Source organism: Thiomicrolovo sp. ZZH C-3 (assembly GCF_054862725.1).
On record NZ_JBTKXX010000002.1, the window covers coordinates 135,340 to 150,321 of the forward strand.

Annotated in this window: 15 protein-coding genes; 4 read left to right on the top strand and 11 right to left on the bottom strand. The window is 59.5% G+C overall.

Annotated elements, in window-relative coordinates:
• From ACXWTF_RS09075 to ACXWTF_RS09090, 4 genes are read right to left on the bottom strand one after another with little or no spacing between them, the layout of a single operon-like run.
• Nucleotides 1-546 (bottom strand): nucleotidyltransferase family protein, encoded by a 546-nt coding sequence (locus ACXWTF_RS09075; RefSeq protein WP_461714696.1) that lies wholly within the window; start codon nt 544-546, stop codon nt 1-3.
• The gene (locus ACXWTF_RS09080; protein ID WP_461714697.1) at nt 543-1,349 is read right to left on the bottom strand and encodes an FAD binding domain-containing protein; all 807 of its coding nucleotides are present in this window, start codon (nt 1,347-1,349) and stop codon (nt 543-545) included. Before ACXWTF_RS09080 ends, ACXWTF_RS09075 begins: the two co-directional genes overlap by 4 nt.
• Complete coding sequence (locus ACXWTF_RS09085; RefSeq protein WP_461714698.1) at nt 1,346-1,789, bottom strand: (2Fe-2S)-binding protein; 444 nt, start codon at nt 1,787-1,789, stop codon at nt 1,346-1,348. The genes ACXWTF_RS09080 and ACXWTF_RS09085 overlap by 4 nt, the downstream gene beginning before the upstream one ends.
• Nucleotides 1,780-3,915 (bottom strand): xanthine dehydrogenase family protein molybdopterin-binding subunit, encoded by a 2,136-nt coding sequence (locus ACXWTF_RS09090; protein WP_461714699.1) that lies wholly within the window; start codon nt 3,913-3,915, stop codon nt 1,780-1,782. Before ACXWTF_RS09090 ends, ACXWTF_RS09085 begins: the two co-directional genes overlap by 10 nt.
• Before the next feature lie 147 nt (nt 3,916-4,062).
• On the opposite strand from ACXWTF_RS09090, the gene ACXWTF_RS09095 reads away from it, so the two are divergent.
• The 3 genes from ACXWTF_RS09095 (at nt 4,063) to hisIE (ending at nt 6,820) form a co-directional block, all read left to right on the top strand.
• Entirely contained in the window at nt 4,063-4,980 is a 918-nt protein-coding gene (locus ACXWTF_RS09095; protein ID WP_461714700.1) for a branched-chain amino acid transaminase, read from the top strand.
• 13 nt (nt 4,981-4,993) lie between these two features.
• Nucleotides 4,994-6,061, top strand: coding sequence for a prohibitin family protein (locus ACXWTF_RS09100; RefSeq protein WP_461714701.1), 1,068 nt, complete (start codon nt 4,994-4,996; stop codon nt 6,059-6,061).
• A 78-nt stretch (nt 6,062-6,139) separates the two neighbouring features.
• Entirely contained in the window at nt 6,140-6,820 is a 681-nt protein-coding gene (gene hisIE, locus ACXWTF_RS09105; protein WP_461714702.1) for a bifunctional phosphoribosyl-AMP cyclohydrolase/phosphoribosyl-ATP diphosphatase HisIE, read from the top strand.
• A 205-nt stretch (nt 6,821-7,025) separates the two neighbouring features.
• Here the strand turns inward: hisIE and mnmL are convergent, their stop codons facing one another.
• The 7 genes from mnmL to ACXWTF_RS09140 form a co-directional block, all read right to left on the bottom strand.
• Complete coding sequence (gene mnmL / locus ACXWTF_RS09110) at nt 7,026-7,991, bottom strand: tRNA modification radical SAM protein MnmL/YtqA (protein WP_461714703.1); 966 nt, start codon at nt 7,989-7,991, stop codon at nt 7,026-7,028.
• A gap of 8 nt (nt 7,992-7,999) precedes the next feature.
• Nucleotides 8,000-9,352: an amidophosphoribosyltransferase gene (gene purF / locus ACXWTF_RS09115; protein WP_461714704.1), complete on the bottom strand. Its 1,353-nt coding sequence runs from the start codon at nt 9,350-9,352 to the stop codon at nt 8,000-8,002.
• A gap of 14 nt (nt 9,353-9,366) precedes the next feature.
• Nucleotides 9,367-10,134 carry a 4-hydroxy-tetrahydrodipicolinate reductase gene (gene dapB, locus ACXWTF_RS09120; protein ID WP_461714705.1) on the bottom strand — a complete coding sequence of 256 codons (768 nt, stop codon included), beginning with the start codon at nt 10,132-10,134 and terminating at the stop codon, nt 9,367-9,369.
• 9 nt (nt 10,135-10,143) lie between these two features.
• A complete protein-coding gene (locus ACXWTF_RS09125) occupies nt 10,144-11,088 on the bottom strand; it encodes an NAD(P)/FAD-dependent oxidoreductase (RefSeq protein WP_461714706.1) in 945 nt (314 codons plus the stop codon).
• A gap of 126 nt (nt 11,089-11,214) precedes the next feature.
• On the bottom strand, nt 11,215-11,532 hold the full coding sequence (gene trxA, locus ACXWTF_RS09130) for a thioredoxin (RefSeq protein ID WP_231019273.1): 318 nt from the start codon (nt 11,530-11,532) through the stop codon (nt 11,215-11,217).
• A gap of 156 nt (nt 11,533-11,688) precedes the next feature.
• Nucleotides 11,689-12,018, bottom strand: coding sequence for a YraN family protein (locus tag ACXWTF_RS09135; RefSeq protein ID WP_416768610.1), 330 nt, complete (start codon nt 12,016-12,018; stop codon nt 11,689-11,691).
• The gene (locus ACXWTF_RS09140) at nt 12,015-14,087 is read right to left on the bottom strand and encodes a molybdopterin oxidoreductase family protein (protein ID WP_461714707.1); all 2,073 of its coding nucleotides are present in this window, start codon (nt 14,085-14,087) and stop codon (nt 12,015-12,017) included. Before ACXWTF_RS09140 ends, ACXWTF_RS09135 begins: the two co-directional genes overlap by 4 nt.
• A 158-nt stretch (nt 14,088-14,245) precedes the next feature.
• Here ACXWTF_RS09140 and ACXWTF_RS09145 point away from each other — a divergent pair, with 158 nt between their 5' ends.
• A complete protein-coding gene (locus ACXWTF_RS09145) occupies nt 14,246-14,959 on the top strand; it encodes a hypothetical protein (protein ID WP_461714708.1) in 714 nt (237 codons plus the stop codon).
• The last annotated feature ends 23 nt before the right edge of the window (nt 14,960-14,982 follow it).

Here is a 14,982-nt window from a genome sequence, read left to right on the forward strand (position 1 = left end):
CTACCCGAAGATGCGTCTGAGCGCTTCGTCCGTATTGGCGTTGAGCGCCACCTTCGGATCGTCAACGGCAACGGCCTCCGCGATACCGGTGGCCTCGATCCATGCATCGAGGCGTCCCGCGTCCGAGGCGAGCAGATCGCTTTTCATCACGGCGCTGATGCGCTGCGGCGGGGCGCGGTGTCCCTCGAAAAAAGCCGTTGCCACGGGGCTTTTGCTGCGGGAGAGTGCGTCAAAGACGCGTTTGTCCGGCACGGGGCGGTCCACCTGGCAAAAGTAGAGCTCCGGGGCATCGAGCGTCTCGAACGCCCTCTTGATCGAGGAGAACATCCCCTCCCCGTACGCTTCATTACGGATCACCCTCACCCCTTCGGGAAGCACGGCGCTGATCCGCTCATAGGCATATCCCAGAACGACGGCGACATCGTAGCCGTAGCTTTGCAGCTGCCGGATCTGCCGGTTGATAAGGTACTCCCCCTCCACCCTGTACAGTGATTTCAGATCAGAGGTGCGGGAGGATCTCCCGGCGGAGAGCAGGACGACCGTCATCTCTCCTCCGGCTGCGAAAGGGCTTCTTTGATCATGTTGAACGCCACCCGGAGCCGGTACGCTTTCGTCGAACGCTGCCCGCCGGAGGGGTCCGTATCGCTCTCAAGGGCTTTTTTGATCGCCGCGTCGTCGTACACGCCTCCGTCCAGCAGCGTCTCGAGGGTTCGGAAGCGGACGGGGTTGGGGCCCAGCGACGCCCCGCTGATGCGGAACCCGCCGTGGCCCTGCGTCAGGGCGATGCTCACCTTCGCAATGTTGAGCCGCTCCCTCATCCCCGCTTTGCGGTAGTACCAACGACCTGTTTGCAGCGGAACGGTAACGGCGGTAATAAGCTCATGGTCAAGTTTCGTGCATTTGTAGCCGCAGAAGAGCGCTTCCAGCGGCACGCTCCGCTCCCCGTCCTGCGACGCCAGCGTCACCGTGGCCTCCAGCGCCACGAGCGCGGCGGTCAGGTCCGCCGCGGGCGAGGCGTTGGCAATATTGCCGCCGACGGTGGCGAGGTTGCGGATCTGGTGCGAACCGAAGGTTTCGGCGCATGCCGCAAGCAGCGGCAGAGAGCTCCGGACCGCACTGCTGCCAAGCAGCTCGTTGAGTGTCACAAGCGCGCCGATCTGCATGGACTTCCCTTCGATGTTGATGCCTTTCAGCTCCTCCAGAGCGTGGATGTCGATGAGGGTGGCGGTGTCTGCAGCCTGCCGCAGCTGCAGCGCCGCGTCGGTACTGCCGCAGAGCAGTAGCGCCTCTGGATACTCTGCCAGCAGCGCCGTTGCCTCATCCAGGTTTGCCGCACGCAGATAGTTCACGACTTCACCTTTGCGATCGCCTCGACGATCTTCTTGTACCCGGTACAGCGGCAGAGGTTGCCGTCCAGGGCCGCCTTGATCGCCTCTTCGCTGCGTTCACCGCCGCGGCTGAGATAGTCATAGGCGCGCAAGACGAAGCCCGGCGTGCAGAAGCCGCACTGTACGGCACCGTGTTCGGCAAAGCTTTCGCGGATCGCCGCCGTCTCCTCCTGCAGCCCCTCCAGCGTCACGATCTCCGCGTCCTGTATCTGCGGGGCAAGCAGCAGGCAGGCGTTGACGAGTCTGCCGTTCACAAAGAGGCTGCAGGCGCCGCACTCCCCTTCGCCGCACCCCGCCTTGACCGACGTCATCCCCGCGTCGCGCACCAGGTCGAGCACCCGGGTCTCCGGGGCGCACTCAAAGCGGTGGATGCTGCCGTTGATCCTGCATGTTATCTGCATGCTTCCTCCACGGCTTCCGGGGTGATCGGCAAAGCGTCGAACGCGCTTCCGAGGGCGTGGGCAAGCGCATTGGCGACGGCGGCGGCCGGACCGTCCATCGGCAGCTCTCCCAGGCCCAGCGAAGGGCCTTCCAAACCGAGGAAACGCACCGAAATTTCCGGCAGGTCAGGTGCCATCGGCAGCGTATAATCGCTGAAACGGGGGCTTCGGACCCGCCCCGCTTCGTACACCAGGCGCTCGAAAAGGGCGTAACCGATCCCCTGGGCCACGCCCCCTTCGACCTGCCCCTCCGCCATCATCGGGTTGACGACCTTCCCGACGTCGCTGTAGGCATCGAACCGGACGACCCGGACGCGGTAGTCGACGGGGTCCACTTCCACCTCGGCGACGTAGCACCCCAGCCCGTACCCCTCGTAGCCGTTGCCGTAAAAGAGATCTTCATCCCAGAGGATGTCGGCGGGCTGTTCATAAGAGGCACCGAACTGCAGCGGGCCGCCGCTTTTGCAATAGTCCGTAACCGCCTCCCGGTACGTATCCGGAGTGTCGTAATCGCCGAGCGCCCTTTTCAGCTTGCCCGCCGCCTGCACGAGCAGGCGCCCGACGATCATCACGGTCCGCGAAGCGACCGTCGGCCCGCTGTCGGCAACCTCGGCCGTATTCGGGGTACGGCAGGAGACCATGCCGACGGGAAGGTCCAGGACATCGGCGACGATCTGCGGCAGCGCCGTCAGCGTCCCCTGCCCCATCTCCACGCTCCCGACGCGGATCTCGATACTGCCGTCCGCCTCCAGGGCGATCGAGACGCTGGAGGCCAGCATGCTCTCCCCCACGCCCGTATACCCGGCACCGTGCATAAAAAGCGCCATCCCGATCCCCCGGTGCGGCGCCGGGGCGTCGTAAAGGAGATCGAAACCGCTCTTACGCCGTGCGGTCTCGAACAGGGCACGCAGCCGGGCATGTTCGACGATCGGCACCCCCGAAACGCTGACCGAGTCCGCACCGGGAAGGTTGCGTTCGCGCACAACTGCCGGCGAGAGGCCGAGTGTGTGGGCGATATCGTCCATATGGCGCTCGATCCCGAAAAGCACCTGCGGGGCGCCGAAACCGCGGAAGGCCCCGTTGGGCGGGGTATTCGTCGCCACGGCGCGGGCGTCGACCCTGAGGTAGCCGCAGTCGTAGAAGCCCGCCGCATGCAGAACGCAGCGCGCGAGGACGACGGGGGAGAGCGTCACATACGCTCCGCCGTCGATAAGAATCTCCACTTCCAGGGCATGCAGTTTCCCCGTCTCATCGAATTGGCTCCGGTAGCGCAGCTGCGCGGGGTGGCGCTTCGTCGTAAAAGCGATGTCCTCTTCGCGGTCATAGACGATTTTGACATCCTGACCCGCCTTTTTGCAGAGCAAGTAGGCGTAACCCGCGATCAGGGAGGGGTAATCCTCCTTGCCGCCGAAGCCGCCCCCCGTCGGGGCCTGCTCCACCTCGATCTTTTCGCCGGCCAGCCCCTCCAGCGCCGCCTCGACAAAGAAGGGGCACTGCATCGAGCCGATGATTTTAATCGTGCCGCCGTTGTAGCGCGCCACCATGCTCTGCGGTTCCAGGTAGGCCTGCTCCTGGTGCGGGGTCGTGTAGGTCTTCTCCAAACTGTACAGCCCCGCCGCTTCCGGGACGCTTCCTGTGACCGTATGAATGGCTTTGAAAACGTTATCCTCGCCGTAGAGCCGCTGCTTGAGGGCCAGGGACTCCGCTATGCTCAGGACCGGCTCCTGCGCGTCGTAGTCGATCATGATATGGGCCGCCGCCTCTCGGAGCCGCCGTTTTGAACAGTGCGCCAGCAGCAGGATCGGCTCCCCGATATGCCGGACCCTTGCCTCCGCGAGGAAGGGCTGGTCGTCGGTGAGGATGACGTTGGCGTTACGCCCCTCGATGTCGGTATGGTCGACGATGACGATGTCGGAAAAGTCGAAAGCGGGGTCAAAGGTGATCGTACGGATCTTTCCGTACGCAATCTCTGAGCGGACAACCGCCCCGTACAACCCGTCAAAAGCCAGATCGTCGGTATAGCGCAGCGTCCCGTCTGCTTTCGATGCGGCATCGACACGAACGACACTCTCGCCTACGACTCCCATCGCCTCCTCCTCGCACATACTGCTCCCTCGGGAGCCACCTTAAACCATTATGCCGAAACATTCGCGAAAGCCCCATTAACGCAGCATTAAACACCTCTTGGATAAAATATCCGACTTTCGTAGAATTACCGATAATTTGGAGAACCAATGAACGAAGCCAAGTACATCTGGATGAACGGCGAATTCCTCCCCTGGCAGGAATCAAAAGTCCACGTACTGTCACATACGCTGCACTACGGCAACGGCGTTATCGAAGGGACCAAGGCGTACAAGACCGACAAGGGGTACGCCATCTTCCGCCTCAACGACCATACCGAGCGTCTGATCCAGTCGGGCAAGATGGTCCTGCTCAACATCCCCTACAGCGTTGAAGAGCTCAATGCAGCCCAGGTCGAGCTGATCCGTAAGAACGAGTTTACCGGCGACAACGTCTACCTGCGCCCCTTCGCCTTCCTGGGCTACGGCGTCATGGGCCTCTACCACAAGGATGCGCCGGTCGAGACGGCCGTCGCCGCATGGGAGTGGGGTGCCTACCTCGGCGAAGAGGGGATGCGCAAGGGGATCCGACTCAAGATCTCCTCGTTCACCCGCCCGGCCAACACCTCCAACATGGGCAAGGCCAAGGCAGTCGCGAACTACCTGAACTCCCAGATGGCCAAGTTCGAAGCAGTGGAGTGCGGGTACGACGAAGCGCTGCTCCTCGATGACCAGGGGTACGTCGCCGAAGCAAGCGGCGCGGGCTTCTTCATGGTCCGAGACGGAAAGCTCATCTCCCCGCCGAATGACAACTCCCTCGAATCGATCACCCAGAAGACGGTGATCGAGCTGGCCCAGGATATGGGCTACGAAGTTGTCCGCCGCCGCGTCACCCGCGAAGAGGCCTACATCGCCGATGAAGCCTTCCTGACCGGAACCGCCGCGGAGATCACCCCGGTCCGCGAGATCGACGCCCGCGTGCTTGGCAACGGTGCCCGCGGTCCGATCACGGAAAAACTGCAAAGCGCCTACTTCGACGTCGTCTTCGGACGCAACCCGAACTACACGCACTACCTGACTTACGTCTAAAAGGAAAGCAAGCATGGCAACAGACATGAACGACTACTTCAACAAGAAAAAAAGCAGCTCCGGCGGCAGCGGCGGCGGGTTCACCCCGCCCAAGCCTCCCAAGATGGAGTTCAATATGGGCAAAGGCAAATCGGCACTGCTCCTCCTCGGCGTCGTGATCGTTGTGTTCCTGCTGCTCGCCAAGCCCTTCGTCATCATTACCGAAGGCGAACGCGGTATTCTCGCAACCAACGGGAAGTATGAGCCCAATGCCCTCCTGCCGGGCCTGCACTTTATCATCCCGGTGATCCAGAAGGTCTACCTCGTCGACACGAAGGTCAGAATCATCAACTACGCCAGCCGCATCGAGCGCGCCGGGGCCGAAGGCGAAGGCCTTGAAGTCCGTCCGGCGATTACCGTCCTCGACAAGCGCGGTCTGCCCGTCTCCATCGAACTGACGGTCCAGTACCGCCTCAATGCGCAGTACGCGGCACAGACGATCTCCAACTGGGGCTTCAGCTGGGAGGAGAAGATCATCAACCCCGTCGTGCGCGACATCGTGCGCAACGTCGTCGGCCAGTACGAGGCGGAGTCCCTGCCGACGAACCGCAATACCATCGCGAACCAGATCGAACAGGGCATCCGTCAGAGTATCGAAGGGCAGGAGAACTCCCCGGCCATCTTCCAATCGGTCCAGCTGCGTGAAATTGTCCTGCCGCAGAAGGTCAAGGACCAGATCGAAAGCGTCCAGATCGCCAAGCAGCAGGTCCAGAAAGCCGAGCAGGACGTCCAGCGCGCCAAGCAAGAAGCCCTCAAACGTGCCGCCGAAGCCCAGGGTAAAGCCAATGCCGTCCGTATCGAAGCGGAGGGTAAAGCCAACGCGATCAAGATCGAAGCCGACGCGACGGCCCAGGCCAACCGTGCCATCAGCGCCTCGCTGACCGACAAGCTGCTCCAGATGGAGCAGATCAAGGTCCAGGGGCAGTTCAACGATGCCCTGCGCGAGAACAAAGACGCGAAGATCTTCCTGACACCGGGCGGCTCCACGCCGAACATCTGGGTCGACATGAAAGATCCGCAGAAACAGAGCGCGATCCGCTAAGCGCTTCCCTCCCCCCCGGAGGGTTGAATCAAGCCGGAGCACTTCCGTTTTGATTCAATCCTTTTTCCTGGAAAAAACATGCAAGAAATACTCAACCGGGTCGACTGGCAAAAACAGGAACTGCTTCCCGTCATCGTACAGGACGTCCATACGAACGAGGTCCTGATGATGGCCTACATGAACCGCGAAGCCCTGCAGCTCTCCCTGGAGACAAAGCTCGCGCACTACTACTCCCGTTCCAAGCAGCGGCTGTGGAAAAAAGGCGAGAGCAGCGGCCACCTGCAGCACATCAAGCAGTTCCTGATCGACTGCGACGACGACACGCTGCTGCTCAAAGTCGAACAAGACGGCGTCGCCTGCCACACCGGCCGCAAATCTTGCTTCTTCACCGAACTCGACAGCGGCAGCGAGACGATGGCCGTCGAAGTCGATACGACCGCGGCCTACGGCGTCATCGACACCCTCTACCACACGATCCTCGAGCGCAAGAACGCCGACCCGGAAACCTCCTGGACGGCCAAGCTGCTGAGCAAAGGGGAGAACACGATCCTCAAAAAGGTCGTCGAAGAGGCCGGGGAGTTCAGTTTCGCCGTCAAGGACGACGACGAAGAGGAGATCGTCTACGAAGCCGCGGACCTTACCTACCACGTCCTCGTCGCTCTGGGCTACAAGAACATCTCCCCCGACCGCATCAAGCAGGAGCTCGCCCGCCGCTTCGGCATGAGCGGCATCACAGAAAAGGCCTCACGCCCATCCTAGCCAAATGGCTATCCTACATCTAAAGTAGATACTGCAAAAATCAATGCCAGTATCTACTTCTTCTATCTAGTCTTGTATGATCATTAGCGTATCGAGAGGATTACCGGGGAATGGAATGCCCCGAAAGCGGCAGCTATTTATCCTTTTTTCTTCCCGGTTCGGCTTCTTTTTTGGATAAGCAAAAAAGAAGGGGAACAAAAAAAACTCAGTATTTCAAGCCGATCTGTTTCAACGCCGCATTGATATGCCGCACCTGCGTATTCCGGTCCCGGCACCACGCCGGCGCAATAAGGGTATCGTTGTCGATCCCAGCGGTAATGCGCTGTACGGAGACACGCTCAGGCTTCATCTCGATCGCCTTGAGCAGTGTATCGAGGTACTCCTCCTCCGTAATCGGCGTAAACTCGCCCCGGGCATACTCATTGGCCAGCGCCGTGCGCGTCACGACATAGAGGGGATGGTACTTCACCGAATCGATCCCCCACTCGTACGCCCTCATAGCCGTCTCCAGCATCATTTCCTGCGTTTCACCCGGCAGACCGAAAATGAGGTGGCCGCAGACATGCAGCCCCGCCGCCTTGCTCTTCTTGATCCAGTGTTCGACATTGGCGCTGTCATGACCGCGGTTGATCCGCTCGAGGGTCTCGTCGTAGACGGACTGGATGCCGTATTCGACCCAGATCTCCTTCGTTTTGGCCAGCTGTGCGAGGTAATCGAGCGTCTCGTCGGTGATACTGTCCGAACGCGTCCCGATGCTGAGCCCCACGACGTCATCAAACGAGAGCGCCTTGTCGTAGAGTGCCTTAAGGGTCTCGAAGGGGGCATAGGTGTTCGTAAAGGACTGGAAATAGACGAGGAACTTCGTCGCGCCGTATTCGCGGCGCAGGCGTTTTGAGAGAACATCGAACTGTTTTTCAAGCTGCTCGAGCTGTTTGGGGAGGTAGGGGTTCTCTTCACTCTGCAGGTTCAGGTGGAAGCCCTTGAGCGGCTGGACCTTGTCCAGGCTCGGGCTGAAGGAGTCGTTCTCGCAGAAGGTACATCCGCCCCGGGCGACGGTACCGTCGATATTGGGGCAGGTAAAGCCGGAGATGGAGATGGAGACTTTGAAAACCTTCTCGCCGAATTTCTCCTGGAGGTAGGTCCCGAAAGTATAGATCTGCTTCGGCTGCAAACGCGTCCCTAGACGATGTACTCGCCGGTAAAGCAGGCGGTACAGTATTCGCTGCCCTCGGCGCGTACCGAACGCATCAGCGCCTCGGTGCTGAGGAAGCCCAGGGAATCCGCCTCGATGTAGTGGCAGATCTCTTCGATGCTCATATTTGCCGCGATCAGCTTCTCTTTGTTCGGCGTGTCGACGCCGTAGAAACAGGGATCCGTCGTCGGCGGGCTGGAGATACGCATGTGCACTTCGGCCGCGCCCGCCTCTTTGAGCATCCGTACGATACGGCGGCTCGTCGTTCCCCGTACAATGGAGTCGTCGATGACGATAAGGCGTTTGCCCTCGATCAGTTCGCGGATCGGGGAGAGTTTCATCTTGACCTTGAGATCGCGCATCTCCTGGGTCGGCTCGATAAAGGTACGGCCGACATAGTGGTTGCGCATGATCCCCATTTCATAGGGAATACCGCTCTGCTGGGAGTAGCCGATGGCCGCCGGCACGCCGCCGTCGGGGACCGGTACGATCATGTCCGCATCGATCGGCTGCTCTTTGGCCAGCTCCATGCCCATATTCTTGCGCTTCTGGTAAACATTCTTACCGAAAACTTCGGAGTCGGGACGGGCAAAGTAGACGTACTCAAAGATACAGTGTTTCGGTGTGCCGTCAAAGATCTTGAGCGACTGCGGCGCCTTCCCTTTTTCGAAAATGAGCATTTCGCCCGGTTCGACGTCGCGGATATAGGTCGCGCCGATCAGGTCGAAGGCGCAGGTTTCGGAAGCGACAACATAGCCGTCGCCGATACGCCCCAGCGCCAGCGGACGGAAGCCGAATCGGTCGCGCACCGCGAACATCTTGGTGCGGCTGAGAAAGACGAGCGAAAAGGCGCCCTCGATCTGCTTGACGGCGTCGATAATGCGGTCTTTGAGTTTGCCCTGGGTACTTCTGGCGATCAGGTGGATCAGGTTCTCCGTATCCATGGAGCTCTGGAAGATCGCCCCCTCTTTGATGAGCTTGTTGCGGACCTCCTGGGCATTGGTCAGGTTCCCGTTATGGACGATGGAGATCTGCCCCAGGTCGTAATTGGCGTGGACCGGCTGCGCATCGAGGATGGAGTCATCCCCCGCCGTCGAGTAACGGGTATGTCCGATAGCCATGTGTCCTTTGAGCGTCGCCAGTTTCTGCTCGTCAAAGACCTGCGTGACGAGGCCGCGGTCCTTGATGGTGTGCAGGCGTTCCCCGTCACCGGAGCTGATCCCCGCCGCCTCCTGGCCGCGGTGCTGCAGCGAATGCAGGGAGAAATAGGCGAGCTTGGAAGCCTCAACATGGTTGAAGATACCGACAACGGCACATTTTTCATTCAGAGATTGACGCATATGACTCCTTTTACTTACAGCCCGAGGCAGTCGGCGATGGAATAGAGACCGCTCGGTTGCGTATGCAGCCACTTCGCCGCGCGGATGGCACCCTTTGAGAAGGTGTTGCGGCTGGTAGCGGTGTGGTTCAGTTCGATAAACTCGCCGTCGTTGTAGAAGCCCACGGTGTGGCGTCCGACGATGTCACCGCCGCGCAGCGCCATGACGGCGATCTCATCAGCCGTCCGTTCGCCGATATTGCCGTTACGGCCGCTGACGCGGACCTTGTCAAGGTCGAGGTCGCGGCCCGCGGCCGCCGATTCGGCCAGGGTCAGCGCGGTACCGCTCGGGGCGTCTTTTTTGTGACGGTGGTGCATCTCCACGATCTCGATGTCGAACCCTTCGAGGCTCTTGGAGGCGAGGTTCACGAGCTTGTTCAGCAGGGCCACGCCCAGGGACATGTTCGTTGCATAGAGCACCGGCGCCACGCCGCTGAGCTCTTTGAGCAGGTTGAGCTGGTGTACGTTCAGGCCCGTGGTCCCGCTGACCAGCGGTTTGGGGGTTTTGAGCAGAGTTTCGAGCAGCGGCTGGGCCGCTTCGGGCAGGGAAAAGTCGATAATAATATCCGATGCCGCGACAAAAGCCTCCACGTCATTGGTCACCAGCGTCCCCTCCGGCAGGGAAGTCTCCAGAGTGTTGCGCACATAGACCGCGGAGAGCTTCAGTGCCTCCTCCGGTGCCAGGTCCTCGATCAGCAGTTTGCCCACACGGCCGGTCGCCCCGTAAATTCCGACGTTTACCATTCTCATCCTCTAAGCGTTTTGTTTTTCATCCACATACGTGATCACCTGCAGCGCTGCCGTCGCACCATCGCCCGCGGCACAGACAACCTGTTTCGGTGCTTCGATGCGCAGGTCGCCCGCGGCAAAGAGCCCCGGAGTGCTGGTCCGCATACTCAGGTCTACAATGACCTGCCCCCAGTCGTTGACATCACAGAGCCAGCTGCCGTCTTCCTGTTTCAGCACGGCGTTATTGACGTTGTGCCCGACAAAAACGAAGACGCCCGGGACCGGCAGGTTACGGGTCGAACCGTCGCGCAGAGCGACGCGCAGCCCGTTCACGCCCATGGCGTCGCCATAGACCTCTGCGGGCGAGGCATCCAGCACCAGTTCGATGTTCTCCGTGTTCATGATCCGCTCGATCGTACTCGGTGCGGCGCGGAAACGGTCGCGGCGGTGTACCAGGTAGACCTTGGAACAGATTTTGGCGAGATAGAGCGCCTCTTCAAGGGCCGTATCCCCGCCGCCGATCACGGCGACTTCCTTGCCCTTGTAGAAGAACCCGTCGCAGGTGGCACAGCTGCTCACACCGCGTCCGAAGAGCTCGTTCTCACCCTCGAATCCCGCACGTTTGGGCGTCGAGCCGGTACAGACAATGACGCTCAGCGCTTCGTCGACCTTGCCGTCTTCGCGGGTGATACGGAAGGTTCCTTCCGCCGTGCGCGCAACGTTGGTCACCGCGACCATCTCGTGTTTGAGCCCGAAACGCATACACTGCTCCGGCCACGGCATCATCAGGTCCATACCGGAGATTTCGCCGGTGACCCCCGGGTAGTTCTCGATCTCGCTGCTGCCCGTGATCTGGCCGCCGGGCATACCCTGTTCGTACATCACGACGTTTTTCAAGCCGCCGCGCGTCGTATAAAGCCCTGCGGTCAGTCCGGCCGGGCCGCCTCCGATAATGGCACAATCGAGCATGGAAAACCCTTTATTCCCTTACGGTAATTAATGGAGAAATAATATCGCTAACATACTAAAGATGGACTTTGACACAGAAGCAGTGAGAAGTTTAAAGTTGGGGTGCAGGCAAGCGCCTGCGGAGTATTAGAGGTGCGCGTTGATTTTTTCTTCGAACGCCTGCTTGGAAGCGGCACCGATCATCTGATCGACAACTTCGCCGTTTTTGAAAATCATGACCGTCGGGATGGAGCGGATACCGAATTTGACAGCGATGTCCTGCTCTTCGTCCGTGTTCACTTTCGCGATGGTCGCTTTGCCTTCGTAATCCTCGGCAAGCTCTTCGATCACCGGTGCGATCATACGACACGGTCCACACCACGGTGCCCAGAAGTCAACCAGTGTAACACCCTCTTTTACAGTTTCCTCAAATGTAGCGGCCGTCAGTTCAACATATTTTCCCATTTTGAATTCCTTTCGTGAATATCGTGTCTTCATTATACCTGTAAATTTTAAAAAGTAAACTTCACATGATAATTTTTATTAGGAACGATCTGCCCCCGACACTTTTAAATCGGAGAAATATTATCCTATTTAAAATAAGCGGATTCTGAAGGATATTTACAAGGTGATATTTTCAAGTAATTCGCATTTTCCGCCGCTGACGATCACCGCATCCAACGCGTAATCGAGCTCCAGACGGTGCTGTTTCATGTAGCTTTCCGCCGTCATCAGGATCTTGCGGATTTTCGCCGGTGTAATGTTGTTGGCCGCCTGCTCGAAGGTCGGCGCGCTTTTGACCTCGATGATGTGGAGCACCTCATCCCGCATGGCCAAGATATCGATCTCGCCGAAACGGCTGCTGACGTTCCTGTCGATGACGCTGAAACCGCGTTCGCGCAGAAAATCGACGGCCTGCTGTTCGGCGACGTCCCCTGCAGCCCGGCTCATACCGCTTCGGCCCGGACCTTGATCGATTTGAACGCGGCGGTGAGGATCAGCTCGTCGCGTTTGTCCCCGAAGAGCGCATTGATGCGGGAGCCCGCATGGTGGAAGGTCGCAAAGAGCGTCCCCGGCTGCACCTTGTCGGTGATCTTGACCCGCAGCGGGGCCGAGGAGCCGTATTCCGTATGCAATACCGCCTTTTCCGTCGGGAAGGCGGCCGCGTCCGTTTCGCTTACCAGCAGGATATCTTCGTCATACCGCTTGTTCAGACGCTCGGAAGCCTTCGTCTGGGCGGCGTTGTTGTAGTGCGCCAGTGTACGCCCTGTTGTCAGATAGAAACCGTCTTCGACCCGTTTCTTGGCGATCAGCTCCGGGACCATGCCGCGGGGCTGGTACTGGTGGTAGTGGAACTGCCCCAGGCCGTCGGGCGTGCGGAAGTCGAGCAGGTGCAGTACCGGGGTGTCCTCGGTGTAGACCGGCCACTGCAGCCCCCGCTTGCGGTGACGCTCGAGACGCATGTAAGAAGCACCGCTGAAGCGGCGGTGGGCGACTTCGCGCACCTCGTCCCACACCTCGGAGCTGTCTTTGTACTCATAACTGCCGCCCATTTTGTTATCGAGCATCTGGATCACTTCCCAGTCATCGGGAAGATCGGACTGTACCAGCGGCTGCGAGAGGTGAAGGCGGCGCATCGCGTTGACGTAGACACCCGTCTTCTCGTAAGCGGATTTGACCCCGACGACGATGTCGGCACGGTTGGCGACGTCGTTCATCATGATCTCCTGGACCATGAGCAGCTCCAGCTGCTCGAACGCTTTGTCGATCTTATTGAGGTTGGGATGGATGTGGGTGATATCCTCGCCCATGTTGAGCACCGCCTTGATCTTGCCCTCAAGCATCGCGTCGACAAGCTGTGGCGTCATCAGCCCCTCTTCCTTGGGCTTCTGGTAATCGGGGTCGTAATAGGGCAGACACCCCATGTCGCAGGCGCCCTGGACGTTGTTCTGGCCGCGCAGCGGCATGAGACCCGCCCCGGTCTGGCCGATGTTCCCCGTCAGCAGTGCGAGGTGGGTGATCGCCATGACCGCGTAGGAGCCGTCGAGGTGCTCGGTGATCCCCAGCCCCCAGAAGATCATCGACTTCTTCACCGCGTATTCGCGGGCGATGTTCGGGATCAGCTTGGCGAGGTGCTCGAAACCGCTGACCTGCTTGAAATAGTCCGGATCCGTGTAGGGGTCACCCAGAATCTTCTCTTTGTACTCTTCGAACCACTTCGTGCGCGTTTCGATGAAATCCTTGTTGTAGAGCTCCTCTTCGATGATGACCCGCGCCATCATGTTGAGAATGAGCAGGTTCGCTTCGTGGGGGATGATCGCCTTGTGTTTGGCGAACTTCATCAGCTTGATGTCTCGGACGTCGATGACGGCAAGGTTATGGTGCTTCTGCGCCGCTTCGACGATACGGTTGGCGACAATGGGGTGCGCTTCGGTCGTGTTCGAACCGATGACGACCATGAACTCCGTCTCGTAGATGTCATTGTAGGGGTTCGTCGCCGCACCCTCGCCGATGGTCGTACGCATCCCCTTGAGGCTGGGGCTGTGGCAGACACGGGCACAGTTGTCGACATGTGGGGAGTTCATCGTGTGGCGGGTGAACTTCTGGAAAAGGTAGGCGCTCTCGCAGCTGGTGCGCGCCCCGCCGATGGCGCAGAAACTCTTCTCTCCGTGTTTCGACTGGATCTCACGCAGCTTCATCGCCGCCGCACTCACCGCTGTGTCAACGTCACACTCGAACCAGGTCTCGTCGAAGTCGTGCAGTTTCCCGCCAACCGCTTCGGCGATGGTCGGGTTCTTCGCCAGGAAACTTTTACGGATGCGTGGGGTACGCAGACGGTTGGCGTCACTCACGAAGTCATATCCGTATTTGCCCTTGATGCAGAGTTTGCCCTGCGAAACGTAGCCGTCCGCCGACGCGCCGATCTTGACGATCTGGTTGTTCTCGACATGCCCTTCGATGTCGCAGCCGACGCCGCAATAGGTACAGACGCTGTCGATCACTTTGACCGAATTGCCCATGTTCAATCCTGGAAAGCAGACGCCGATTCTGACAAAGGGCGTCTGCCTGAAATTTTTAAAAAAGTCTATCGGTTAGGCGCTTAATCTGCTGTGGCCTGACCTCATATGGCATATTGTTTCAACATAGTATAATAAATCAAAAAAGAGAGATAGATTAGATGAATAACAGTCTGCAGGAACGTCACAAACTTCTGGAGATGGGGGCCTTCGCCTACGCCGTCGGTATCGCCAGCCTCGCCGTGGCGCATCTTCCCCTGATACGCTACGGCGCACTGCCGCTTCTGGCCATTTCATTGCTGGGAATAGGGTACGCCATGCTTTTCGTTGCACGGCAATCCAGCCGGCAGGCAACGCTCTTCCAGGGCATCGCCCTGGTCGCCCTCGTCGCCCTCAGCGGTGTTCTCTACACCTTCGGTGCCGAATTTGCCCACTACAAGACCCTGAAGCTGCATCACGCCCTGACCGCGGCGGACAAGGCATCCCATATCAACACCGTCTGGATGCTCGTCGCAGCACACACCGCCGGCGCCCTGCTCTTCGTCGCGGCGCTCTGGGCACGTACCCGTTCGTTTACGCGCACACTTATCCCGCTCTTCGCCATCGCCTGGCTGAGCCTCCCCGTCGTCTACCTGCTCATCCAGCTCTTTGAGCGCCTTCTGCCTCTGCTGGAACAGAGCAGTACCCTCTTCCTCTTTCTTGCCTGGCTCGCCCTTACGGCCGGTGTCGGCTACGGAAGTCACCTGATGACAGGGGGCAAAAAGCTCTATGTCGGCCTGCTGACACTGCTGACCTTCGTGCTGCCGCCCGTCGGCGCGGTTGCGTTCGTGATTTTCCTGTTTGTACGCGGGCTGATGCTGCTCAAAGAGTCGTAAAGCTCAAAAAAGGTGGAGAGAGC